This is a genomic window from Spirosoma humi, assembly GCF_054776575.1.
Map to the genome: position 1 here is coordinate 1 of NZ_BAAHBR010000004.1, position 24555 is coordinate 24555.

Genomic DNA, 24555 nt, shown 5'->3' on the forward strand with positions numbered 1-24555 from the left:
AAGAATCTATTGGTTCGTTTTGAAACCAAGGCCAGTAACTGGTTGGCCTTCCACTGGCTGGCATTTTGTACGCTGTTATTGCGCCATCTCAAACTTTAGACAACTTCATAGAAAAACAGATTTAAACGTCGTCCTTTGTCGTATTTTTACCAATATTCTTCTGGAATTCAAGCGTCAAAGCAATCTTGGTTAACACGAAGGTTCGCACATGGCTATTCATCTTTCATGCGTGCTCCATGCAACTCACTGATTTCAAAACTGTAGCGGCTAATTATAAAGTAATTTTCTTCGATGCCTTTGGCGTCCTGAAAAACTCGGAAGGCCTCTTACCCGGAATTGAACACACCTTCGACTGGCTAAAAGAAAATGGGAAGGATTTTTACGTACTGACGAATGATGCCTCTCGGAGTCCGCAGGAATTAGCGGAGTCTTATTATAGACAGAACTTTTATGCCATTCCGCCGGAGCGAATTATTTCATCGGGCATGTTGGCGCGGGAGTACCTGGATCTTAAAGTAGCCAGTGGTACAGTAGCTTATTTGGGGACGGAAAAATCGGCCCATTACCTAGAAACCACTGGTCTAAAAACATTACCCATCAGCCAGGTGGACCTAAAAGATGTAGCAGACATCAATGCGCTGGTTCTGCTTGATGATGAGGGATTTGACTGGAATACAGACCTAACCAAAACGGTTAACCTCCTTCGAAAAAGAAATATACCGGTCATCGTTGCCAATACCGATTCGACGTATCCGGTATCGAAAACCCGAATCGCTATTGCCATCGGGGCAGTGGCCAGGATGATTGAATCGATCGTAGGAAAGCAGTTTATTCAATTTGGCAAACCCGATGCACAACTCTTCATGTTTGCCTATGAGCGGTTGGAAAACGCGACTCAGATTAGCAAACGCGATGTGCTGATGGTGGGCGATACCCTCCGAACCGACATTTTGGGAGGTAATAAGTTTGGGCTCGACACCGTCCTTGTACTCACAGGAAACACACAACCGCAGGATGCCGAGGTTCTGATTCGGAGTACAGGCATTATTCCTACCCATGTTTGCAAGTCAGTTGTCATTCGGTAATTCAGCATCAATTTTAAGTATAAATCGTTAACAATAAGAATGTTACCCTATTTACGGGGATATTAACGAGCGATTTTTGGATTAAAAAATTGTTTGATAATACAAAGGTAAATACGTTTCTTTGCGCAGTTTTTTAACTCGAACAGACTACTAAAATGTCGGACATTGCACAGAAAGTAAAGAATATCATTGTTGAAAAATTAGGCGTTGAAGAATCAGAAGTGACGCCTGAAGCAAGCTTCACCAACGATTTAGGGGCCGATTCACTCGACACGGTTGAGCTGATCATGGAATTTGAAAAAGAATTCAACCTGCCTATCCCCGACGACGAGGCTGAAAAAATCTCTACGGTTGGCCTGGCCATCGAATACCTGGAGAAAAACATCGGCAAATAAGTCTCAACGAGATTTAGCAGACGGTATAACGAATTATCTCGGTACCTATCCAATCAATCGGGACGGATACTGAGCAACGAAGCCAACGCCAACAAATACGGTATCGGCGTTGTTTCTCTTTTTTAATTACGCAGTAAACCCGTATGACAATCAAGCGAGTAGTAGTGACCGGCCTCGGTGCGTTGACACCAATCGGCAATGATGTAGCCTCTTACTGGAACAGCTTAGCCGCCGGTGTAAGCGGGGCCGGTCCCATTACGAAGTTTGACGCCAGCAAATTCCGCACGCGCTTTGCCTGCGAACTGAAAGGCGTAGACGTTACGCAGTATATTCCTCGTCAGGAAGCCCGCAAAATGGATGCGTTCACGCATTACGCCCTGATCGCTACCGACGAAGCCGTGAAGGATTCAGGTCTGAATCTGGATACAGTCGATAAAAATAAGGTTGGCGTTATTTGGGGTTCTGGCATCGGTGGGCTCAAATCGTTCGAGGACGAGATGATTGATTACGCCAAAGGCGACGGTACACCTCGTATCAATCCTTTCTTCATCGTCCGTATGATTGCGGATAGTGCATCCGGTCAGATTTCGATGCGCTACGGTTTCCGGGGCACCAATTATGTAACTGTTTCGGCTTGTGCCTCTACCAACAACGCTATCATTGATGCGTTCAACTATATTCGGTTAGGTCGGCTAAATATGTGCGTGGTAGGTGGTTCAGAAGCCGCTGTTACCCGGGCAGGGATTGGCGGATTCAATGCCAACCGGGCTCTCTCCGAGCGTAATGACTCGCCGGAAACAGCGTCGCGTCCTTACGATAAAGACCGCGATGGATTTGTTTTGGGCGAAGGCGCCGGCGCACTTATTCTGGAAGAATACGAACATGCCCAGTCGCGGGGAGCCAAAATTTACGCCGAACTGATTGGTGGCGGTATGTCATCGGATGCCTATCACATCACCGCCCCTCACCCAGAAGGTTTAGGGGCGTTCCTGGCGATGGAAGATGCGCTCCGGGATGCCAATATTGCCCCCGACGAGATCGATTACATCAACACGCATGGCACATCAACGCCCATCGGTGATCCGCAGGAATTGAAAGCCATCTACCAGTTGTTTGGTGAGCATTCGTTCAGGTTGAATATCAGTTCGACGAAATCGATGACAGGTCACTTACTGGGCGCTGCGGGCGCGGTTGAAGCTATTGCCGGTATTAAAGCGATGGAACACCAACTTGTTCCACCAACGATCAATCACGTTACGAACGACGAGGAAATCGACTCCCGCTTTAACCTAACGGTCAACACAGCACAGGCTCGCTCCATCACAACAGTGATGAGTAATGCCTTTGGGTTTGGAGGTCACAACGCTATCGTTATTTTCCGTAAACTTAGCTGAGTCGTGCAAATCGCTCTGCCACGCAGTTTATTTAACCCCCTCGACTGGTTCCGGCCTGATAACGCTGATCCTCGTAAGAATCTGCGCCGGTCAATCGCCCATATCATTGGTGCACGCCCATCTAATTTAGGCCTTTACCAACTCGCCTTACGCCATACATCGGCGTCGAAAGCGACGGCGATCGAGGGATTTCGGGAATCGAACGAACGGCTGGAGTATTTAGGCGATGCCGTTTTGGGTATGGTTATCGCCGAGTTTCTTTTTAAAAAGTATCCCTACAAAGACGAAGGGTTTCTGACGGAAATTCGATCACGGATCGTCAATCGCGAGACGCTGAATGGTATTGCCCGTAAAATTGGTCTCGACCAGCTCATTGAATACGACGGAAGCCGCACCCGCAGCCTGCCGGCCCGCACATCCATGTATGGCGATGCGCTCGAAGCGCTGGTTGGAGCCGTATATCTGGACAAAGGATTCCGCTTCTCCCGCCGGTTTATCCTGAAGGATTTATTGGCGCACTATGATATTGAATCCGTCGTGCAAAACAACGGAAACTATAAAAGCCGCCTGATCGAATGGGCACAACGCGAAGGCAAAGAGATTCGTTTCGAAATCGTATCGGAAAAGGGCAATAGCCATTTTCGTGAGTTTATTTCACAGGTACTCGTCGATGACGAGCCCTTCTCAACAGGTAGCGGCTATAGTAAGAAAAAAGCCGAACAGGCTGCCGCCGAGAAAGCCTTCGAATTGCTGGAACTTAAGTAACCCGTTCATTCGCCTGTAAGTACCTTACTTACACGGTACGATTCTTTGTCAGTTTTGCCGACATTGATGGCAAAAAGTGCCCTCACGTGTCATCCTGGCAGTTTTCTCCTTTTTACTATATCTTTACAACTGTCAAAATTTCTGAAATCCGATTGATGGGTGAACTGGCATAAGGTTTGAAAATAACTATTTGGATTAGTTGACCTATTTTCAAACCTAAAACCATACGAATCATGAATACGTTAATGCGCACCAACGACCATTTTTCATCGTTGATCGAGAATGCCGCTCCGGCGGTTCGATTCGTACGCGACATGAACGACTTTTTTAATGCCCGTGGTTCTGGAGTAACAAACATTCCAGCAGTAAACGTAGTCGAGCATCAGAATGGCTTCCGCATCGAAGTTGCCGCTCCTGGTTTGAAGAAAAAAGATTTCAAACTTAATTTGAACCACAATAACCTGACTATTTCTGCCAGCCAGGAAACGCAGCAAGAAGAAGGGGAAAAAGGTTCTGAAAAATATATCCGTCGGGAGTTCAGCTACTCTTCGTTCCAGCGGACGTTTACGTTGCCCACATCCATAGATGCCGAACGCATACAGGCAAGCTATAGCGATGGGCTTCTAAAAATCGAGGTTCCCAAACGCGAAGAGGCAAGAGTGAAACCACCACGGCAGATTGACATTACTGGCTAATTAAGGCTGTTTTTGTACAACGAAAAAAGCACGATACGTATCGTGCTCACGGGCTTTTCATTAGCTAATTCTCTCGTAACAATGCCCTGTTAAATTTTGTTAAGGACGCATAGCAGCCGGATTTTTCAACCGCTACTTTCCGTTATAGTATCAGACAGGCAATCACTGCCTTTAACACAAAAAGAAAGCAATTAGATTTTCCCAATTTATCATGAAAAGCAACTGGAAATTATTGGCGTTAATGGCACTCCTGTCGAGTGTTGTAACGTTGGCTGCTTACAACCTGTTGGGCTTCAACAACCGGGATGTAATTTTAAACGAATCGTCGCCAATACAGACGATTACTGGGCGACTAGCCTCAATGCCCGGAAGCAACCCAAGCGGTGTTCCCGGCGATTTTTCTACGGCGGCTGAAGCCGTCACACCGATGGTCGTTCACATTCGGACTACCATGACGCGCACAGTGCGTCAGCAACAGGTTCCCGATATTTTCCGGGAGTTTTTTGGGGATGAATTTGGTGGTGGCCAGCGGCAGCCACGTCGCCAGCAAGGACAAGCTTCCGGTTCGGGGGTGATCATCAGCAAGGATGGTTATATCGTCACCAACAACCACGTTGTTCAGGATGCTGATGAGGTAGAAGTTATCATGACCGACAAACGGAGCTTCAAAGCAAAAGTTATCGGTACCGATCCCCTAACCGACTTAGCCGTCATTAAAGTAGATGCCAATAACCTTCCAGCCATTACGCTGGGCGATTCGGACGCGTTGAAATTAGGTGAATGGGTATTAGCCGTTGGTTATCCGCTTGATCTGGAATCGACCGTTACCGCCGGTATCGTTAGCGCAAAAGGCCGTCGGATCGGTATTTTAGATCAGAATATCAGCAAGACGGATGCTAAACCTGATTCACCCGTAGAAGCATTTATTCAAACGGATGCCGCCATCAACCCAGGTAACTCGGGCGGGGCGCTGGTTAACCTGCGTGGCGAATTGGTTGGTATCAACTCAGCTATCGCTTCAGCAACCGGTTATTACAGTGGTTATGGGTTCGCTGTTCCTGTATCGCTGGTCAAGAAGGTATCAGCTGACCTGCTTAAATATGGTAATGTACAACGTGGCTATATCGGCATCCTGCCCATTGAACTGAATAGCACAGTAGCCAAAGAAAAAGGGGCAAAAATTGGCCGTGGTATTTATGTGGAGAGCGTTGTCGAAAAAGGCGCGGCTGAAGCAGCTGGTCTGAAAAAAGGCGACGTTATCGTGAAAATGGAAGGCCAGACGCTTGATTCGGATGCACAGATGCGCGAAATCATTGGTCGTCGTCGCCCAGGTGATATTGTTAACGTAACCGTTAATCGTGATGGTACCGAGCGCGATTTCAAAGTTGAGCTACGTAACCGCAACGGTGGCCGGGATGTGATCAAGAAAGCAGATGTAGCAGCTTCCAACACATCATTGAGCACCCTCGGGGCCAGCTTTGAAGATTTATCGGCACAGGATGCCAAACAACTGGGCATTACTGGGGGCGTTCGGGTGAAGAAAATTACGGATGGCAAACTAGCCGAAACCGATGTAGAGGAAGGATTCATCATTGTAAAAGCGAACGGTAAGAACGTTAAAACAGCGAAAGACCTTCAAGCAATCATGGCTTCGGTGAAAGAGGGCGAAGGACTGATGCTTATCGGTATGTATCCCAACAGCTCACGGATGTATTACTATGCAGTACCTGTGTAAGCAGTGTGTTCTTACGTTAGTACGTGGCGTCGGGTTCCAGAACCCGACGCTTTTTTTGCGCATAAAAAAACGGTCGGGCTTTAAAACCCGACCGTACAAGAAAAGAAGCCAGAATCAGGCTGGCAATTATTCGAAGTAATTCAGAACCTGGTGTCCACTGCTGGCCAGAAGTTGATCACGACGGAACAGATTGATATCGGCCGTCATCATGTCTTTAACGAGTGCAGGAAGATCGTATTTCGGCGTCCAGTTTAGCTTCGACATCGCTTTGGTGGGGTCGCCCAACAACAGGTCTACTTCCGTTGGACGGAAATAACGAGGATCGACACACACAACGGCCTGGCCAACTGCAACTGGGAAATCAGGGTTAGTCGAGCTAATGACTGTTCCAACTTCATTAACCCCTTCGCCGGTGAATGCCAGTTCGACGCCAATTTCCGAGAATGACATCCGGACAAAATCCCGTACACTGGTTGTTACACCCGTTGCAATAACGAAGTCTTCGGGTTTTTCCTGCTGCAGAATCAAGTACATAGCCTCCACATAGTCTTTGGCATGACCCCAGTCGCGCAACGAGTCCAGGTTACCCAGATATACCTTATCCTGTAAACCAAGGCCGATACGGGCTACAGCTCGTGTAATTTTACGTGTCACAAACGTTTCCCCCCGCAATGGCGACTCGTGGTTGAACAGAATCCCGTTACAGGCATACATATTGTAAGCTTCGCGGTAGTTTACCGTGATCCAGTAACCATACAGTTTAGCAACCGCGTAGGGCGATCGGGGATAAAAGGGAGTTGTTTCTGACTGAGCGTGACCCTGAACACCACCATACAGCTCAGACGTTGACGCCTGATAAATACGTGTTTTTTCGGTCAGGCCCAGCAGCCGAACTGCCTCCAGTATACGTAATGTACCGATACCATCTACCTGAGCGGTATATTCCGGCTCATCGAAGCTAACCCGCACGTGCGACATAGCGCCCAAGTTGTAGATCTCGTCGGGCTGAACCTCCTGAATGATACGGATAATATTAGTTGAATCGGAAAGATCGCCGTAGTGAAGTTTCAGATGGACATTTTTCTCGTGCGGGTCTTCGTACAGGTGGTCAATCCGCTGTGTATTAAAAAGGGAGCTACGGCGCTTGATACCATGTACTTCATATCCTTTTTCTAATAGTAATTGGGTCAGATAAGCCCCATCTTGTCCGGTAATTCCGGTAACTAATGCTTTTTTCATATCAGTATAAACTGGTCAAGACCAATGCCTAAAGGTGTATCAAATTGACCAAAGGTAATGTCCGGCAGCCAAATTCTATAACTTATTTTATTAACAGGCTACGACGGATGTCTACTTTGTCGGCCTGAAGCTGCGCCGATTCGAAATGGCGTCGTATGGATGCATAATAGCGTTCAGCGTCCATACGGCGCATAAAGTCGCCTACCTTAAGTTTATACGTCGGTTGCGTATAACTCAGATAAGGACTCAACTCCGGGAATTCTTGAGACAGCAGTAATCTGGCAGCATCAACCTCCTTTCGTTGGGTCCCTACGTAAACCTGAATACGAAAGCCGGGAGCGTATCGTATCGAGCGGTTCTGTGTGGCAATAGTGTCTAACACCATATCGAGCCGCCGGTTAATGTGAAGGGCCTCTATGGGTGCATTGGGTTTACGCGTATCTGTTCGACGAGGAGTAGGCGCAGCAGATGGCGCTGGTGGTGGCGTATTGGTTGGAAGCGGGGCTGCGACTGGGGTATAAACAGGACGTACCGACGACAAATCTTCGTTATAACTATTGTAATCAACAGCCGTTGTAACCGAGCGGCTGGTAGCACAACCCGTCATAATTAATAAACTCAACGTAATACTTTCCGCAAGTCGGCAACGCATAACCATTTTTGAATTAATGGGTAAAAATAGTCATTTGCGGCTGGAATAAATCAAACCGACGATCATCCGTATAAACCCCTTCTATAATTTGGTTAATTTTGGCCGTTTATTACGCTTAGTACATGCTGAACATACAAAGCCACGTATCGCTCAAACCCTATAACACGTTTGGAATTAATGCCAACGCACGCTATTGGGTTGAAGTTAATAGTGAGGAAGACCTTCAGACGGTACTTCAATTAAATGACTTTATCAATCAACCTAAATTGATCCTTGGTGGTGGTAGTAATGTACTACTATGCCATGACTTCGATGGGTTGGTTGTTAAAATAAATATTCAGGGCATCAATGTCATCCGTGAAGATGACGACCATGTATACATAACGGCTGGCGCGGGGGTTAATTGGCACGAGCTGGTTCTGTTTTGCGTTAGTCGCGGCTACGCAGGTATGGAAAACATGTCGCTCATACCCGGCACAGTGGGAGCAGCACCTATGCAGAACATCGGTGCCTATGGCGTTGAACTGGAGCAGGTATTTGAATCGCTCACCGCGATTCACGTTCTTACCAGCGAAAAGAAAACCTTTACGCACGCCGATTGTGCCTTTGGTTATCGGGAAAGTGTCTTTAAGCGGGAATTAAAAGGCCAATACATAATTACCAGCGTTACGTTTCAGCTCGATAAGCGGCCAACGTTCCATACGCGTTACGGCGCTATTCAGGAGACGTTGACCGAAATGGGCATAACGGACGAAACGTTGTCCATCAAGGCGATCAGCGATGCCGTTATCCGAATCCGACGCAGTAAGTTACCTGATCCGGCTCAAATCGGAAATGCAGGAAGCTTTTTCAAGAATCCTGAAATTTCTAAAGATCAGTTCGATAGTCTGAAATTAACGTATCCGACCTTGCCAGGCTATCCAGTAGGCGACGATGTGATTAAGGTTCCAGCAGGCTGGCTAATCGAACAGACTGGCTGGAAAGGCTATCGATCCGGCGATGCCGGAGTCCACACAAAACAAGCCCTGGTACTGGTCAATTACGATAAAGCTACCGGGGATGAAATTATGGCATTGGCCAGGAAAGTTCAGCAATCGGTGCTGGATACCTTCGGCGTAACGATTTCGCCGGAAGTAAACGTCATTTAACGAACGACTCATGCAAAAGGCCTCGATGTAGGAAACTTGTCTTCTACATCGAGGCCTTTTGCATGGTCCAGTTTATTTATTAGTCGAAACAAAGCGAAGCAGCACCGAGCAGCCCCGCGTCATTGCCGAGCGTAGCCCGCTTGATGCTCAAGCCGTTTTTATAGTAAGGATTCAACCAATAATCCAGCGTTTTATTGACCGCGGGCAGAATATAATCGAACGAAGCAGACAGGCCCCCGCCAATCAGCACCTGCTTAATGTCTAACACTTTGATGAGCGAAGCTAATCCCTCGCCCAGCATTTCGCCAACTTCGGTCCAGATCAGGAGTGCCAATTCGTCACCCTCAGCCGCAGCAGCGACCAAGCCCGTTGTCGAAATTGTACCATCATCGGCCAGGTGCGTTTCGCCTTTGTATTCTTTCCGACGCTCGTTCGCTAAATCAAGCAATTCTTTTTTACCGATATTCCGTTCCAGCACCCGACCATTGCGGGATGGAATATGACCCGGCTCCATGGCATTGCCGTCGCCCCCGGTAAATATCTTTTTGTTGATAATGGCTGCACCACCAACTCCTGTGCCGAGCGTAATGAAAATGTAGTTTTCCGTAATCTTCTCTTCGGCAAAATAATATTCGCCCAACGCAGCGGCATTGGCATCATTCGCCAGAAAAAACTGAACCCCCGGAAACCGCTTACTCAGCAAATCGACCATCGGGACACCATCAATTTCCGGAATAGCCGTAATTTCGAGGGGAATTGTGCGCGCGCTATTGATCATGCCCGGCAAACCGATACCAACTTTTTTTACCTCTTTATTAGAAAATAACTGCAGCGCAACGGCATCACCGAAACGATCAACAAAGTGTCCTGATTCCCGCCAACTAATGGTGTCGTGGCTGTAGAAATTAGAAATTTTACCGGTATTGGCATCGACAATACCCATTTTGACGTTCGTACCGCCGACGTCGATACCCAAATACTCAACGGAAGCCATTCTTAATATTGGTCAGTTTATGGTGAACAATTAGCAGGTCAGGAACACATAAATCGGCGCAAGATACAAAAAGTAGGTAGTCCTTGGGCATTCGTTGGTAGTCGATTGCTTAGTTCCTGCCCAATCCGGACCTTTATTCCGCTTAAATATCGCCTAATTGAGGCCGAATAAGCATTTCTTCAATAACGGCGCTTTTGGAAAGCGTGTAGGCCGCCCAGGCACTATCGGCCACATCATCCGGCTTTAAAAAACGCTCTTCGGGCAAATCCGTTCCAGCCCAGCTATCGGTAAGCGTGGCTCCCGGCAAGATGGCCGTCACCTTCACCTCATGTGGTTTCAGCTCTTCGCGCAATACCCGGCTCATGCCCAGTAGCGCAAATTTAGAAAGGCAATAGGAACCACCGTTTGTATACGCCGTAATGCTGGCGGTGGAACACATCATAAAAATATGACCCTTCCGGCGGGCCACCATAGTACCTACCAATCCGCGGGTCAGGTGATACGCACTCGCCACGTTGGTGTTCATCAGTTGCTCGAATGTACCTTCGGCTTCGTCCTGAATCTGACCCGGCAGAAAAACACCCGCGTTATTGACCAGCACATCGACCGGTCGATCGAGCGAATGAATATAGTGGAGTAAACTGTTGACGCCGTCGCGCGTCGACAGGTCGGCGGCAAAAGGCAGGAAACCGGGTTCCTGGATGCCGTCGACAGAACGGGCACAGACGAGAGCGTCGAAGCCTTCGGCGACAAATCGGTTGGCAATCGCACGGCCGATGCCTTTAGAGCCACCGGTTACCACAATCAATGGGTTCATAACTAACGATAATCTGAGTCAACCTACGCAGCTAAACCTGCTTTACCTTAAAACCACTATCCATCGAGATAAGCAGTGCCGCAAGTTACGTTAGAAACCATTCTATCTTTACGAGGGTTCTCCCGAATGGATACCAACCCTGACCGCCATCAACGAGGTTCAACTGTTTTCTACACGCTTATATGTCACGAATAGGTAGTTATTTTATTTTTTTGGGTACCCTCTTCCGTAACCGGGAGAAATTCCGTGTTTACGTGGGTCTCATTCTGAATGAATGTATGTCGATTGGCGTCGGGTCTATTTTTATCGTTGCCCTGGTCAATATATTCATTGGTGCCGTTACCTGCGTTCAGACAGCCTATAACCTGACCAATCCGTTCGTTCCGAAGTATATTATTGCCCTCATTGTACGCGATAGTTCTATTCTGGAACTGGCCCCTACCCTGTCGTGTATTGTACTGGCCGGTAAAGTGGGCTCGAACATTGCCAGTGAATTAGGGACAATGCGCATTACCGAACAGGTCGACGCGCTGGAAGTTATGGGGATCAATTCAAGCTCCTATCTGATACTGCCCAAAGTGGTTGCGTCGGTTCTGATGTTTCCGCTTCTCGTTATTATGGCTGCTTTTCTAGCCATTCTGGGCGGTTATATTGCCGGCACGCTGGCGAGTGTCATATCTTCTGAAGACTATGTCACCGGTTTACGGTTCGATTACAAACCTTTCGGTATTGCGTTTGCGCTTATTAAAACTACCGTATTCGCTTTCCTGATCTCCACCATTTCGGCTTATCAAGGATATAACGTTAGCGGGGGGGCGCTCGAAGTAGGGGCCGCATCGACATCGGCGGTTACGAACAGTTGCATTGCCATTGTAGCCGCCGACTTTGTTCTTACGCAGTTGTTACTTACGTAGTGAAAGAGTGAATGAGCGAAAGAGTGGCTGACGCGCCTATTCTCGCTCTTTCGCTCTTTCGCTCTTTTGCTCTTTAATATGATTGACATCAAAAACATTACGAAATCCTTCGGTGATCGGCAAGTACTGGCGGGTATCGATGGCAGCTTCAAACCCGGCGATACAAGCCTGATCATTGGGGGTAGCGGCACTGGTAAGAGTGTGCTGCTAAAGTGTATGATTGGCCTCGTCAAACCTGACTCTGGCCAGGTTCTGTACGATGGGCGGGACTTTCTGACCAGCGACCTGGACGCACAAAAGGCCATTCGACGCGAAATGGGCGTTCTGTTTCAGGGCTCAGCGCTGTTTGACTCGAAGACGGTTCTGGAAAACGTTCGCTTCCCGCTCGATATGCTTACCAACCAATCGGAAAGTGAAAAGATAGACCGGGCGCAGGAGTGTCTACGGCGCGTCGGGCTCGACAAGGCTGGAGATCGGATGCCATCCGAAATTAGTGGTGGGATGAAAAAACGGGTTGGTATCGCTCGGGCTATCGTTCTGAATCCCAAATATTTATTCTGCGATGAACCAAATTCCGGCCTTGATCCGCTAACATCTATAAAAATTGATCAGCTCATTTCTGAAATCACGGATGAGTATCAAATTACGACCGTCGTGATCACTCACGATATGAACTCTATGATGGAGATTGGCGAGCAGATCATGTTTCTTTACGAAGGCCATAAACTCTGGCAAGGCAATAGCAGCACACTCACCCATTCCAACGTGAAGGAGTTGAATGAGTTTATAAATGCGAATAAGCTGATCCGTGAAATGGAAAAGGATAACTAAGCTTGACGGCTCAGACCCTCAAAATCGCCATCGGGCCTGTACTTTTATTTCGGACTTATGGGATGCGTTGATCTGATCGAGATCGGAGCCTACCGTATCCTGATTGGTGAGGTCTATTCTGGCCCAGCGCACCCAAACGTCCAGGTGGCGGCTCAGGTTATATTGAGCCAGTAAATAATGCCGGACGCCCTGATTAAAGTACGCCGGAAAAGAGAACGAATACAGAACATCGCGCTCATAAACGTACTGCCGACTGTCGTAATCATCCGTCCCAAACAGAGCAACCCGGCCGCTCAGGCTAAATTTACGAACCTCCAGCGTAGCATCCTGCACCACAACAAAACCTCGTGAGGGCGGCTGGCCCGCATAACGAAAACTACCCCACTGCACCCGCGACCGAAGTGATAATCCACGCCGGAGTAGATAATCTGCATTAAGCACATAATTTCGGCGTGTGGTTCCAACTACGCTTTTGGCTTTATCGACGGTCAGGTTTTTCTCTTTATGCTCTTCATGGTAGAGCGCGTAAAAGGTTGTTTGCCGGTTGGGCGAGTAACGGACCTGAAGCAAATAGTCAAACCCTTTGGATGGTTTATCAACCAGGTATTTCAGCCACGGGAATCTGAAATAATCAACGAAGCCCCCCAAAGTTAGCCTGCGGTAAACGGTGTATTTCAATCCCACGTAAGCCCCGGTTTCATTAATTGTCCGACTCCCTTCGCTGAATCCATTGCTGTAGAAACTATGAAAATTGCGGTCATAATGCCGCAGTGCCAGCGATATATCTATCTTTTTCGTCAAACTAACCAGCGCCCCCGCCACAGCCCCGATACCACCAGAATTCGTGGCCGAGCCGCTGCTGCGGGCGAGTTCACCAAACAGGTTCCAATTGTGCCAGACGTATCCGCCGTGAAGGCCAACCACTACATTTTGCTTCCCGGTAAACTCGTACTGGTTGTAAGCCAGATCGCGCCGACGGAAAAACGTATCAAAGCTGGTTCGTAATACCGTTAACCCCAGTTGAACCTGCTGTCGATTGTGATAGAGCAGGTGCAGGCCAATATTTGTTTCCAGTAAACTTCCCTGATCGTCGCGCTCCGCTAACGTACGGTGTAAACCCGATGTTTGTAATGATGTAGCCACAACACCTGCTCCTGAACTATCAGTTGCCAAATTGGCGTCGCGTCGGTTACGGGCGGCCATGAGCGTTAAATCCAGATTGGATTGCAGCGTGTAAGTAGCCGTTGCGCCCCGGAAATAACCATATTCGGTGAGCGATGTAAAAGGCCGGGCACCCAGTGTTGGGCGACGAACGGTTTGCACCGTTTCGGCACTTTTGCCCAATACGAAGCCTGCCGACAGCACTAACCCTTGCCCAATTTGCAACTGGTAATCACCAATCAGCAAATTCCGCCATTTGCCCCGGTTCTGCACTTGAGCGTGAAAGGATACGTAATCAACACCGTACCGACGGGCCGAAGGCTGCCACCCCATTTGCTCACCAGGGTCTTGCTCCACAGTCAGGCCAATGCTAAACGCCCGAGGACGGCTGTACCGATAGCGGGCATACCATTGACCCGGACTACCCAGATACCGCGTTGGGAGGTTTCCTTTTTTATCGGGCGTAGCGTCTGAAAATCCTTTTTGCTGTTCAATAAGTCGTTCGTAACGAACAATCAGGTAATTATCCGTTGGGTCTGCATAAGCACCAAATAACCCCTGGTTACCAGCCACCGTTACAAAAGGCATCAGCCGCCGGATGGTCGGCACGTCGAAGTCTGGGACAGCCTGCAATTCGTAAACGGACAGGAGATCACCGAATTCAAGCCGGTACGTGGCCAGACTGCTTAACTGACGTTGTGTGAGGAGATAGGTGGCCTCCAATTCGTCACGCGTGGCAGCATTCAGATCGAGAGGATTAGCGTAGAGCTGTGCCAGGCCATCGTACACCGATTGGTAATCGACGCCTTCGGTCTGCACCGGAAATAAGTCCTGTAGACGCTGGCTCAGGACATCGGCGGGTCGATCAGCACCTTGATTGGCAGGTTTGTCGGCCTGGCAGAAAGCCGAAGAAACGATCAGCCATCCGGCTACGGTAAGCAGATAAACAGTTCGCAAAGCCCTTTATACCAAGTGGATATGATAGGGCCTATGACGAATGTGCGTCAGAAAAGTTACATGTACTCTGTAAAACCGAAACTTGACATACTGATTACAACAAACCCATCGGGACAGCGAAGCCATGTGTCAGGGTCTAGCTGTCCCGATGGGTTTGTGTGTATTGTCTCAGGCAAACCGGCGTTTCAGGATCTCAACCAGTTCACTTACTTCATCGCTGCTCATGTCCCACAGATACTGCGAAGCATAGCGATAAGAGATCAAATCGAGCGCCTGACCATAATTGTTCAGCGTGTCGATTTCCTCCACGGCCTGATTATAGGCACTTGAATTTCCGTTGAACAATTGGTTGATGAACCGAAATTTCTGATTCAGCGAAATACTGCGGGCAACACTTTCGATAGGAGCACGATGGAACGTTTCGGCTACTGTAGTAGGCTCGGCGGGCGTGCTTTCCCGCAAGGTGTCATTCAACGTTGACTTGGCTTCAACGGGGGAGTCAGGCTCCGACGCTTGAGGTAGGCCAGGTTGAGTGATGTCGGTGGTTGGTAACTGCGACGGTTGGCTGATAGGCGAAACAGGATCTGGTCCACTACTTCGGTCAAGGAACATGGGACCACTCGTCGTAGCTGTCGATTCGTCATCGGCTCTGGCAAATGCTGAACGTGCCGGAAGTTCCTGTGAGGCTGTCTCAGGTGTATTGTTAACCATACCGTTAGACGCAGACACCTCTGCCGGTATAGGGGCCTCCATGGCAACCAGGGGCGCTGGTGGAACGGCAGGTTCGGTAGCGGTATCGAAAAATGAGCGCTGGGGCACACCCGGAATACTATCGGGCACATGGCTACGGAGCAGAGCGGCCACATCCATAGGCAGTTTCTCCGAGAAAAGCGCCACAAACTTGTCGTAATGTTCGAGCTCATGGGCCCGCTGGCTCAGGACTTCGTCTAAAAAACCCAGTGCCTGATTGACATACACGAACGGCTTACCGTTCATGCGCTGCATGATATGCGTCGGGATAAACTGGTTAATCTTTGTATACCGGATCATTTGCCGAAGTACATCGGCCGTTACCGTAAACTCAGGCTGGCTCCGGAGCACATCATCGAAGTAAGCCCGGGGATCAAAAATCATAATGATCGTCCGGCGAGTGGCATCTGCCAGCAGTGGTTCGAGGTGCTCGCGCCGAACTGAAATATGCTGTGACACCACATTCATGAAATTACGCAAAGCCTCCTCTACGTCGGCATTGGTAAAATCGAAGTAAGGGCTACGAAACTTGGACGCGTCGGCCTGCCACTTATCAGATAAGGTACTAATAACGAACAGGTTGATCTGATTAATGGGCGTCAGCGACAGAATTTGCTGGCCACTGATGGTTGCATGATGCTGGTAGAAATCGGACGCAATCCGACGAGCATAAGACTTGCTGTATTCGGTAAGGACGTTGGCGTTAAACTTGTTCGACATTAGGAAAAGCCTTTGTTTTGTAAATATATAACTTTCGGCTACAAACCGGCGGTTGTCCATGAAGAAATCAAATGCAACGGGCTTTATACCATAATCCAGTTCTATAACGGGTAAACCCTGCGGGTAATTAAAACAAATTTCATTCCGATTTGTCATGGACACCCTTGCGCTTTTTTCGTTCTCTGCCCGTTTTATCGTCCTTTATCAATCAATTTCCAATGTTTATTGAACCATCCCGGCGACGCGAACCGCCCCACCTCCGCACTGGCTGGATCGAGGTAATCTGTGGATCGATGTTCTCGGGGAAAACCGAAGAGTTGATTCGACGACTTAATCGTGCTCGTATCGCCAAGCTAAACGTTGAAATTTTTAAACCTGCACTGGATACTCGCTACCACGACGAAAACATTGTTTCGCATTCAGCCCAGGCGATTCATTCGAACCCCGTACAAACGGTGGACCAAATCCCCCCTCTGGCCGGTAATTGCGACGTTGTTGGTATCGATGAAGCCCAGTTTTTTGATAAAGATATTCTGGCTGTCTGTAACTTACTGGCCAACCAGGGCAAGCGTGTTATTGTGGCCGGGCTTGATATGGACTTCGCCGGACAACCGTTTGGCTGCATGCCTCAACTCATGAGCGTTGCCGAATACGTTACGAAAGTTCACGCTATTTGTGTGGTTTGTGGCGACATTGCCCACTATTCCTACCGGCTCGTACCCTCTCAGGATCGCGTACTGCTGGGCGAAACCGACAGCTATGAAGCCCGCTGCCGACGCTGCTTTAACCTGGGTAGCGACGCTGGCCGTAAAGAATGGGCCTACGAGAACGTTGAGAATGATGAATGAGTTGACTTGTCTCTTCTTGAAAAAAAAAGGTTTCCGCGCCTTACTCGATAGATCACGGAGCTCCTTCATCGCTCTCTTTCTGATTCTTCCGTATTTATCATTCTCACAGATCGGCGTCTGGCAAACGCATGTCAGCTACCAGTCTGGCCAATCGGTGGCAGTCGTTGGCACTATCGTTTATGCCGCTACGCAGAACGGGTTATTCTACTTCGATAAAACTACCCAGGAGACCCGAACCCTTGGCAAGCAGGATGGACTGAGTGATGCCGGTATTAGTCGACTATTATACCTGGCTGATCAAAAGCGGCTGTTTATTGCCTACCAGGACGGTAATCTGGATTTTCTGAATTTAACCGATACCGGCGAACCGGGCAACGTCGAAAATGTAAACACAATCATTACCGCATCGTCTCTGCCAGCTACCCGAGGCATCAATCACCTTACTAGAATTGGTAACAACGTTTATCTGAGCACCGATTTCGGTCTTGTCGTGCTGGATCTGCTAAAAAATGAAATTCGGGATACGTATTTTAGCCAACGGCCCGATGGGTCTGCCCTTCCCGTTCTGCAGTCGGCCGCTACAAGCGATAGTTTGTATGTATTAACGGCCCCATTGAGCACAACAGGCACCCAGCGCCAAATTCGGGCGGTTCGCTTTGCCGCGAATGTCAATATTGTTGATCCGGCAAACTGGCGCGTACTCGATACACCCGGCCCGCGAACAGAATCGATAGTGGCCAGTCAGGGGCGTTTATCCGCAACAGTCAATGGGCAGGGCACGTTTGACCGGCAACTCGGCCGCTGGACGCTGACTCAGTCGCTTACGAGTCCCATTGTCAGGCAATTCCCCACCCCAGCAGGGCTTATTGTAGCGGCCAACCAGGTTGTAACCTTACCGGGAGGAGGCTCATTCACGGGTTTTCTGCTGGCCGATCCGCGCGAAGTACAGGCCGATGGAAATACGCTCTGGATCGCCGACGCTCGAAATGGACTTTTAACCACAGCCGCCGGTACACTCCAGCGCATTGCCCCGGAAGGTCCAACGCGCGATCAGTTTGCCCAGTTGTACACCTATCCGCAAACATTGGTAGCCCTCTCCAACGGCCCACAGGAAACCACGTCTCTGGTGCAGAACCAGCCGCCGGTTGAGTTACTATCGGTGCCTGCTGAACGATGGACCGGCAGCCTGGCTACTGGCTCAGCGCGTGGATTCAACTCAGCTGCCTACGTATTAACGGAGCAAAAACTCTACATGGGAAATTTTGGTGGGGGACTCTGGAGCCAGGCAACCGACCAGCCACCAACGCCAGTTGTCCTACCCGCTACCATCAGCCCCTTCATCAACAGCCTGGCCACTGATAACGACGGAAACTTATGGATTGCAACGGGCAGGGCCAATGCCCAGCAGGCTACCTTGCACGTTCGCCGACCCGATGGGCAGTATCAATCCTTTCCAGCCATAAATCAGCTAAACATTGTACAGATTGTGTCCGACGACAACGGGTTTCTGTGGCTACGGCCCGATGTTGGTGGTGGCTTGCTGGTTTTTGACCCTCAAACAAACCGCAGCCGGGCTTTAAGTACAATGACAAACCAGGGGGAACTGCTCACCAACAGCGTTCGGGCTTTGGCAAAAGATCGCAACGGCGTCATCTGGGTTGGTACAGATCTTGGCCCGATGGTATACGATAATCCTTACGGTGCTTTCGATCCAATAATAAAAGCACAGTCTCCCGTTATCAACGGACGGCGGTTGCTGGCCAATGAGCTTATCACGTCAATAGCTGTTGACGGGGGTAACCAGAAATGGCTTGGTACACGTAGTGGCCTGTATCATGTTGCGCCCGATGGATCACAACTGCTCGATACATTTACGGCCGACAATAGCCCTTTACCAAGCAATACGGTGCAGTCGCTGGCCATTGAGCCTACCTCCGGCAAAGTATTCATTGCGACCGGCACAGCGGATCAACCGAGGGGAATAGTCTCGTACCAGGGCGCAGCAACGGAACCAGCCGCAACCCTCAACCAGATAACTATTTTTCCAAATCCCGTTCGGCCAGATTTTACCGGTACAGTCGGTATCAACGGGTTAACGGAGAACGCAACAGTGAAAATTCTCAACGCGGGCGGGCAACTAGTTTATGAAACCCGGTCGCAGGGCGGGACAGCCACCTGGACATTACGGGATTATCAGGGTCGCATGGCCCAGACAGGTATCTACCTGATTGTTGTCGTGAATGTCGATGGGTCCGAAGGGCTGGCAGGCAAACTGGCCGTTGTTCGCTAACCAATGCTTGCTACTAATCAGCCGACAGGTTGTATATTAGACTAGCCAAATTTTCCAACTGCCTGCTTATGCATTTAGACATTTTACAGACTGATGCGCTGCAAGATTATTTGCGCCGACGTGGCTGGCTCGACAATGAGGAAGTTGTTGCGTCAGTTGAGATTCCCGGTGAGGGCACCCTGAACTACACCCTCCGGGTAAAAACCTCCATTCGATCACTCATTGTCAAACAGTCGCGGGCGTATATTGAGAAATACCCAACGCTACCGGCTCCCGTCGATCGGACTGTTGTCGAAGGCAGTTTTTATCAGGAGATACAGCCCATTCCTATGCTGGCCAATGCAATGCCTTTGCTGCTGGGAACTGATCGGGAAAATAATATTCTGGTTCTGGAAGATCTGGGCAACACCCAGACCTATACGTTTTTATACCAACCAGGACAACTCCTGTCAGAAGCCGATACACTAACCCTAACGGACTACCTATCCGAACTTCATTATCATTTTGCTACCGAAAAACCCGGCCCGATCTTCACCAATCAGGCAATGCGGTTGCTCAACCATGAGTCTATTTTTGTGGCTCCTTTTCAGGAGTCCAATGGAATTTCTCTTGATGCTGCGCAGCCGGGTTTGGCGGAGCTGGCAATGGCTTATAAGCAGGATATACCCTTGAAAAAGAGTGTCCGGCAATTGGGCCAGTTGTATTTGTCAGATGATAGCTACCCCCAGGTAAACGCGTCAAAAACACTGCTGCATGGGGACTATTACCCCGGAAGCTGGCTCCAGACGTCCCATAAACACCTCAAAGTAATTGATCCCGAGTTTTGTTTCTACGGTCCTGCCGAGTTCGATCTGGGCGTCCTGATCGCACACCTGATGCTGGCTCAGCAGCCTTCAGCAACGATAGACTCCGTGCTGGCCAAGTATGTAAAACCGGCTCATTTCAATGATAACCTGCGCTATCAATTCACGGGCGTTGAGCTAATGCGCCGTCTGCTTGGAGAACCGCAACTGCCCCTTAATCTATCCCTTGAGCACCGACGCTCGCTATTGGATGAAAGTCGGCAGATGCTTGTGCAGCATTAACAGACTTCGACCGACATTCAATTCGTCAGCGACGTTCGCCTTTTCTACTGCCCGCCCCCTTTGCCGTCGTCGTTACGAATTTTTTTGCTTTGCTTACCGCCAGCGCTCATCTGCCCAAATTTATAGCTAAGGGTCAGGCGTACAGATCGGTTAACGAAGAGCGATGTCGTTTGAGCCGTGTAGGAGGGCGCAAATTGATCACTGGACATCCGGACGTTTCGGTCAAATGGGTTATTGACGTTCAGGGTAAGGCTCATTTTTTTGTCCATCCACTCTTTTTTGGCCGATACGCCGTAGTAATACCAGCCCGAATTACGGCTTTGCAACGATATCCAGCCCGACCCAACGTAGCCATTGGCTTGCAGTGTAATATCTTTCGGCAATTTGTAGGCGGCATTCGGGCTAAGGCTCCACACCCAGCCGCTCGTCCGCTGGTTGAGCGCAACGCTGGTAAGATCTACGTACGTAATATCTGATCCGACGCTAAAGTTGAACTGCTTGTTCGGCTGAAGCGAGAGATTGAGGTTAGCACCGTAGCTGGCATTCCGACCAATATTTTGCGGGGATGATAGCGCTACGCCGTCTGCATCGACCGTCGATAACCACTCGATTGAGTTATTTGTCTGCCGCCAGAACAGGGCAGCATTAAAAGACGCCCCTTCCTTGCCAAATGTACTGTACGATACTTCAGTCGCGTGGGTTAGTTCGGGGTTTAGTAGCGGGTTACCGGTCTGAATATTTTTCGGATCGCTGGAATTCCGGAACGGGTTGAGGTACCAGATCAGGGGACGCGAAATCCGTTGTGTGTAACTTAACTTAATGGTGTGCTTGTCGTGAATGGTTTTAGCTACCGTAAAGCTCGGAATCAGGTTCTGATACTGGCTGCTGAACTTGCTCTGGGTTGACACAAAATCGCCCTGAATAGTCGTATGCTCCAAACGTGCGCCCGCGGTCAGGTTCCATTTTCGCTTCGAGTCCACCTTAAGGGATGTATAACCCGAAACTACCCGCTGGTCATACGTAAACTCATTCGACCGGGATGGATCGAGCGTATAATCAGCGTCGAGCCCGGTCGTAGATTGATCAACTACAAATTCGCTACCTATGCCGCGCAGAATGGTTTTAGCCCCCGCTTCCAGTTTGAAACCGAGCGTGTCATGTTTGGTATGGGCCGTAAATGGGTGCGTGTAATCAGCCTGAAACGTGTATTCATTGTTGCGACTCAAATTAGTACTTCGTTCCAGGTAGGTCGGCACTTCCGACTGCGTACCAGTCTGACGGATCGAGTAGTAATAATTATCAGGCATCCGGGCGTACTGCGTCAGAATCGAGAATTCCCGGCCCGCCGTGGCTTTGCCCGATTTGTTAAATGACTTCGTCCAGCCGAGGTTGAACTCGGTATTTCCGTAGGGGTTCCGAAATTGAATATCACGGTGATATTCCTGTAAGACACCGCCCTGTGGATTGGTCAGGCGACTATCCAGTGTACTATTCGAGGGGAAGTTGCCCCCCCAGGCGTTGGCCGAAAAGTTGATGCGGTTGGTCGAATCCGGATCATAATCGAGGCTCATCTCCCCATAGCCGCCCGTACCAGTGTTGTCGCGATACGTATTCTGACGTAAAACGCTGGCAGGTTGCCCATCCGTAAGGGCTGTACGCGTACCGGTGTTCTCACCAATGTTCCGATATTGATACCCATTCAGCGAAATAGCCAGACCAAGTTTTTTTCCCTTCATGTTCAGGTTACCCCCTACGGAACGGTTCAAATTACCTGCCGTTAGATTTACCGTACCATTGGTTCCCTGTACTGCTTTTTTGGTAATGATGTTAATAACACCGGCCGATCCCTCGGCATCGTATTTAGCGCCGGGGCTGGTAATCACCTCTACTGATTTAATAATGTTGGCCGGCATTTGTTTCAAGGCATCAGCCAGATTGCGAGCCATGATACTCGACGGTTTGCCGTTGACCAGGACTTTAATATTACTGCTCCCGCGCATTTTGAGGTTTCCGTCCAGGTCAACAGTTAGCATGGGCACTTTTCGTAATACGTCGGCGGCTGTGCCACCGGTGTTTGACACATCTTTTTCAGCATTGTACACCAGCCGATCCCCTTTATCTTCCACTAGTGCCTTCTGCCCAACCACATCCACTTGTTTTAAGTCACGGCTATCGGGCGAAAGCACGATTCGTTTCAGATCGACGAGCGGCTTCTCGGCCGTAATTGCCAGTTTGTCAAGTGTTTTGGTTCGATAACCCACGAAGGAAATGACCACTTTATAGGTACCGATCGCAATCTTATTAAGCAGGAAACCGCCTTTCTCGTCGGTGGTTACGCCGGTTATTAGTTTGTTATCCAGCGTTTGAATAGACACGGTGGCAAAAGGAACTGGCTTCGTTGTGAGTGAGTCGCTGAGCGTTCCGCTAACCTGGCCGGGGTTTGTTTGGCCAAAAGCCCGTGATGAAATCAGACAAAAAAGGATCAGGAATAGGTGTTTCATACCAGTGTGTTTACGGAAGGGCAACAGTCATTCGGCTGCTCTAACGGAATTTGTGACAAAGCTATGTGTCTGTAAAACAAGAGCCTGTATCGTTATAGAAATTTAACATTTCAACCCGCTCATCGAAAGCACTCCCCTATTAGAACTGATGAAATCTGAATCAACAATGCATACACCTGTAGACTATATTTACAGCCTTGATCTGAGTCAAAAGCGGCTTAATGCCGGTATCGAGTCACTAGAAAAGCCCTCAATCTAGCCCGATGTTGATAGAATAAGTCAGGGTTTGACGAGCCGACATGCCTCCATATTGGTTGTATTAAAATAAGCCTTCACCCGCTATTTGACGAATCAGGGCATTTTGCCTAATTTTGACAGGTTTTCTGCCATCTCATTTAGGTGTCAACATGAACCGAATGAGTAACCAAACGCAATCAACGCACTCATTATGAGAGAAATACAATTCCGTGAAGCCCTGCGGGAGGCCATGACGGAAGAAATGCGCCGGGATTCGAAAGTTTATCTGATGGGCGAAGAAGTTGCCGAATACAATGGCGCTTATAAAGTTAGTCAGGGAATGCTGGACGAATTCGGCCCGGAGCGTGTCATTGACACCCCCATCGCCGAGCTTGGTTTCGCCGGTATTGGTGTGGGTTCCGCCATCAATGGACTTCGGCCAATTATTGAGTTTATGACCTTCAACTTTTCGCTCGTCGCGATCGACCAGGTCATCAACTCAGCCGCTAAAATCATGTCGATGTCGGGTGGGCAATACTCTTGTCCGATCGTATTCCGCGGACCAACCGGAAATGCCGGGATGCTATCTTCGCAACACTCGCAGAACTTCGAGAACTGGTTTGCTAATACGTCAGGCCTGAAAGTAGTTGTTCCTTCGAATCCTTACGATGCCAAAGGACTGCTTAAGTCGTGTATCCGCGACAATGACCCCGTTATTTTCATGGAGTCGGAGTTGATGTACGGCGATAAAGGTCAGGTTCCTGAAGAAGAATACCTGATTCCTATTGGGTTGGCCAATGTGGTCCGGGAAGGTAACGATGTAACGATCGTATCATTCGGCAAGATCATGAAAGTAGCGCTTGCTGCTGCTGATGAGTTAGCCAAAAATGGCGTTTCGGCGGAAGTTATCGACTTGCGGTCTGTACGCCCGATTGATTACGCAACAATTATCAATTCGGTGAAGAAAACCAACCGGTGTGTCATTGTTGAAGAGGCTTGGCCGTTAGCTGCTATTTCGTCGGAGCTGACCTACAATATTCAACGTAACGCATTCGATTATCTGGACGCTCCCGTTGTTCGGGTCAACAGCATGGACCTGCCATTGCCTTACGCGCCAACGCTCATCGAAGCTATTTTGCCTAATGTGAAGCGCACCTTGCAGGCAGTAGAAACTGTGATGTATAAAAAATAGGGTGCCATTACATACCTGCAAGTTAGACTTGCACAACCCAAAAGCGTCGACCCATCAGGTCGACGCTTTTTTTCTAAACAAAAAAGCCCAGCTGTCTTTCGACAGCCGGGCGATGTATTTGATACAAGTATAGGTAAAACCACAAGAGGC

Annotated in this window: 20 protein-coding genes; 13 read left to right on the plus strand and 7 right to left on the minus strand. The window is 49.1% G+C overall.

What is annotated here, in order from left to right; translation table 11 throughout:
- Positions 1-236: 236 nt before the first annotated feature.
- From ACYU8Y_RS05985 to ACYU8Y_RS06010, 6 genes are all read left to right on the plus strand, one after another.
- On the plus strand, positions 237-1085 hold the full coding sequence (locus ACYU8Y_RS05985; protein WP_460935205.1) for a TIGR01459 family HAD-type hydrolase: 849 nt from the start codon (positions 237-239) through the stop codon (positions 1083-1085).
- A 155-nt stretch (positions 1086-1240) separates the two neighbouring features.
- Positions 1241-1480: an acyl carrier protein gene (locus ACYU8Y_RS05990; RefSeq protein ID WP_012929621.1), complete on the plus strand. Its 240-nt coding sequence runs from the start codon at positions 1241-1243 to the stop codon at positions 1478-1480.
- 143 nt (positions 1481-1623) lie between these two features.
- Positions 1624-2874, plus strand: a complete 1251-nt coding sequence (fabF, locus tag ACYU8Y_RS05995; protein WP_460935208.1) for a beta-ketoacyl-ACP synthase II — start codon at positions 1624-1626, stop codon at positions 2872-2874.
- Between the two features lie 3 nt (positions 2875-2877).
- The gene (rnc, locus tag ACYU8Y_RS06000) at positions 2878-3639 is read left to right on the plus strand and encodes a ribonuclease III (RefSeq protein ID WP_460935210.1); all 762 of its coding nucleotides are present in this window, start codon (positions 2878-2880) and stop codon (positions 3637-3639) included.
- Between the two features lie 233 nt (positions 3640-3872).
- Positions 3873-4334 (plus strand): Hsp20/alpha crystallin family protein, encoded by a 462-nt coding sequence (locus ACYU8Y_RS06005; protein WP_460935212.1) that lies wholly within the window; start codon positions 3873-3875, stop codon positions 4332-4334.
- A 211-nt stretch (positions 4335-4545) separates the two neighbouring features.
- Entirely contained in the window at positions 4546-6069 is a 1524-nt protein-coding gene (locus tag ACYU8Y_RS06010) for a Do family serine endopeptidase (RefSeq protein WP_460935214.1), read from the plus strand.
- 126 nt (positions 6070-6195) lie between these two features.
- Here ACYU8Y_RS06010 and gmd read toward each other — a convergent pair whose 3' ends face one another.
- Positions 6196-7308, minus strand: a complete 1113-nt coding sequence (gene gmd, locus ACYU8Y_RS06015; protein ID WP_460935216.1) for a GDP-mannose 4,6-dehydratase — start codon at positions 7306-7308, stop codon at positions 6196-6198.
- Between the two features lie 82 nt (positions 7309-7390).
- Positions 7391-7960 carry an SPOR domain-containing protein gene (locus tag ACYU8Y_RS06020; RefSeq protein ID WP_460935218.1) on the minus strand — a complete coding sequence of 190 codons (570 nt, stop codon included), beginning with the start codon at positions 7958-7960 and terminating at the stop codon, positions 7391-7393.
- A 122-nt stretch (positions 7961-8082) separates the two neighbouring features.
- On the opposite strand from ACYU8Y_RS06020, the gene murB reads away from it, so the two are divergent.
- Positions 8083-9108, plus strand: a complete 1026-nt coding sequence (gene murB / locus ACYU8Y_RS06025) for a UDP-N-acetylmuramate dehydrogenase (RefSeq protein ID WP_460935220.1) — start codon at positions 8083-8085, stop codon at positions 9106-9108.
- A 79-nt stretch (positions 9109-9187) separates the two neighbouring features.
- Here murB and ACYU8Y_RS06030 read toward each other — a convergent pair whose 3' ends face one another.
- Together ACYU8Y_RS06030 and ACYU8Y_RS06035 are read right to left on the minus strand one after the other, a co-directional pair.
- Positions 9188-10102: an ROK family protein gene (locus ACYU8Y_RS06030; RefSeq protein ID WP_460935222.1), complete on the minus strand. Its 915-nt coding sequence runs from the start codon at positions 10100-10102 to the stop codon at positions 9188-9190.
- A gap of 142 nt (positions 10103-10244) precedes the next feature.
- Positions 10245-10919: an SDR family oxidoreductase gene (locus ACYU8Y_RS06035; protein ID WP_460935224.1), complete on the minus strand. Its 675-nt coding sequence runs from the start codon at positions 10917-10919 to the stop codon at positions 10245-10247.
- Between the two features lie 182 nt (positions 10920-11101).
- Between ACYU8Y_RS06035 and ACYU8Y_RS06040 the strand changes: the two genes are divergently transcribed.
- Both ACYU8Y_RS06040 and ACYU8Y_RS06045 read left to right on the plus strand, forming a co-directional pair.
- A complete protein-coding gene (locus tag ACYU8Y_RS06040) occupies positions 11102-11833 on the plus strand; it encodes an MlaE family ABC transporter permease (protein ID WP_460935226.1) in 732 nt (243 codons plus the stop codon).
- 78 nt (positions 11834-11911) lie between these two features.
- Positions 11912-12664 carry an ABC transporter ATP-binding protein gene (locus tag ACYU8Y_RS06045; RefSeq protein ID WP_460935228.1) on the plus strand — a complete coding sequence of 251 codons (753 nt, stop codon included), beginning with the start codon at positions 11912-11914 and terminating at the stop codon, positions 12662-12664.
- A gap of 18 nt (positions 12665-12682) precedes the next feature.
- Here the strand turns inward: ACYU8Y_RS06045 and ACYU8Y_RS06050 are convergent, their stop codons facing one another.
- The gene (locus ACYU8Y_RS06050) at positions 12683-14782 is read right to left on the minus strand and encodes a helix-hairpin-helix domain-containing protein (protein ID WP_460935230.1); all 2100 of its coding nucleotides are present in this window, start codon (positions 14780-14782) and stop codon (positions 12683-12685) included.
- 168 nt (positions 14783-14950) lie between these two features.
- Positions 14951-16252, minus strand: coding sequence for a hypothetical protein (locus tag ACYU8Y_RS06055; RefSeq protein WP_460935232.1), 1302 nt, complete (start codon positions 16250-16252; stop codon positions 14951-14953).
- Positions 16253-16470: 218 nt separating this feature from the next.
- Between ACYU8Y_RS06055 and ACYU8Y_RS06060 the strand changes: the two genes are divergently transcribed.
- The 3 genes from ACYU8Y_RS06060 to ACYU8Y_RS06070 all read left to right on the plus strand — a co-directional run bounded on the left by ACYU8Y_RS06060 (position 16471) and on the right by ACYU8Y_RS06070 (position 20475).
- Positions 16471-17100, plus strand: coding sequence for a thymidine kinase (locus tag ACYU8Y_RS06060; protein WP_460935234.1), 630 nt, complete (start codon positions 16471-16473; stop codon positions 17098-17100).
- A gap of 16 nt (positions 17101-17116) precedes the next feature.
- Positions 17117-19390 (plus strand): type IX secretion system anionic LPS delivery protein PorZ, encoded by a 2274-nt coding sequence (porZ, locus tag ACYU8Y_RS06065; protein ID WP_460935236.1) that lies wholly within the window; start codon positions 17117-17119, stop codon positions 19388-19390.
- A 68-nt stretch (positions 19391-19458) separates the two neighbouring features.
- Positions 19459-20475, plus strand: a complete 1017-nt coding sequence (locus ACYU8Y_RS06070) for a phosphotransferase (protein WP_460935238.1) — start codon at positions 19459-19461, stop codon at positions 20473-20475.
- A gap of 44 nt (positions 20476-20519) precedes the next feature.
- Here ACYU8Y_RS06070 and ACYU8Y_RS06075 read toward each other — a convergent pair whose 3' ends face one another.
- On the minus strand, positions 20520-22976 hold the full coding sequence (locus tag ACYU8Y_RS06075) for a TonB-dependent receptor (RefSeq protein ID WP_460935240.1): 2457 nt from the start codon (positions 22974-22976) through the stop codon (positions 20520-20522).
- 448 nt (positions 22977-23424) lie between these two features.
- Between ACYU8Y_RS06075 and ACYU8Y_RS06080 the strand changes: the two genes are divergently transcribed.
- Complete coding sequence (locus tag ACYU8Y_RS06080) at positions 23425-24405, plus strand: pyruvate dehydrogenase complex E1 component subunit beta (RefSeq protein WP_460935242.1); 981 nt, start codon at positions 23425-23427, stop codon at positions 24403-24405.
- The last annotated feature ends 150 nt before the right edge of the window (positions 24406-24555 follow it).

Bases quoted from the DNA above. Each gene is read 5' to 3' on its own strand.
- ACYU8Y_RS05985 (WP_460935205.1), top strand. From the start codon at position 237: ATGCAACTCACTGATTTCAAAACTGTAGCGGCTAATTATAAAGTAATT.
- ACYU8Y_RS05990 (WP_012929621.1), top strand. From the start codon at position 1,241: ATGTCGGACATTGCACAGAAAGTAAAGAATATCATTGTTGAAAAATTA.
- fabF (WP_460935208.1), top strand. From the start codon at position 1,624: ATGACAATCAAGCGAGTAGTAGTGACCGGCCTCGGTGCGTTGACACCA.
- ACYU8Y_RS06005 (WP_460935212.1), top strand. From the start codon at position 3,873: ATGAATACGTTAATGCGCACCAACGACCATTTTTCATCGTTGATCGAG.
- ACYU8Y_RS06010 (WP_460935214.1), top strand. From the start codon at position 4,546: ATGAAAAGCAACTGGAAATTATTGGCGTTAATGGCACTCCTGTCGAGT.
- gmd (WP_460935216.1), bottom strand. From the start codon at position 7,308: ATGAAAAAAGCATTAGTTACCGGAATTACCGGACAAGATGGGGCTTAT.
- ACYU8Y_RS06020 (WP_460935218.1), bottom strand. From the start codon at position 7,960: ATGCGTTGCCGACTTGCGGAAAGTATTACGTTGAGTTTATTAATTATG.
- murB (WP_460935220.1), top strand. From the start codon at position 8,083: ATGCTGAACATACAAAGCCACGTATCGCTCAAACCCTATAACACGTTT.
- ACYU8Y_RS06030 (WP_460935222.1), bottom strand. From the start codon at position 10,102: ATGGCTTCCGTTGAGTATTTGGGTATCGACGTCGGCGGTACGAACGTC.
- ACYU8Y_RS06035 (WP_460935224.1), bottom strand. From the start codon at position 10,919: ATGAACCCATTGATTGTGGTAACCGGTGGCTCTAAAGGCATCGGCCGT.
- ACYU8Y_RS06040 (WP_460935226.1), top strand. From the start codon at position 11,102: ATGTCACGAATAGGTAGTTATTTTATTTTTTTGGGTACCCTCTTCCGT.
- ACYU8Y_RS06045 (WP_460935228.1), top strand. From the start codon at position 11,912: ATGATTGACATCAAAAACATTACGAAATCCTTCGGTGATCGGCAAGTA.
- ACYU8Y_RS06055 (WP_460935232.1), bottom strand. From the start codon at position 16,252: ATGTCGAACAAGTTTAACGCCAACGTCCTTACCGAATACAGCAAGTCT.
- ACYU8Y_RS06060 (WP_460935234.1), top strand. From the start codon at position 16,471: ATGTTTATTGAACCATCCCGGCGACGCGAACCGCCCCACCTCCGCACT.
- ACYU8Y_RS06070 (WP_460935238.1), top strand. From the start codon at position 19,459: ATGCATTTAGACATTTTACAGACTGATGCGCTGCAAGATTATTTGCGC.
- ACYU8Y_RS06075 (WP_460935240.1), bottom strand. From the start codon at position 22,976: ATGAAACACCTATTCCTGATCCTTTTTTGTCTGATTTCATCACGGGCT.
- ACYU8Y_RS06080 (WP_460935242.1), top strand. From the start codon at position 23,425: ATGAGAGAAATACAATTCCGTGAAGCCCTGCGGGAGGCCATGACGGAA.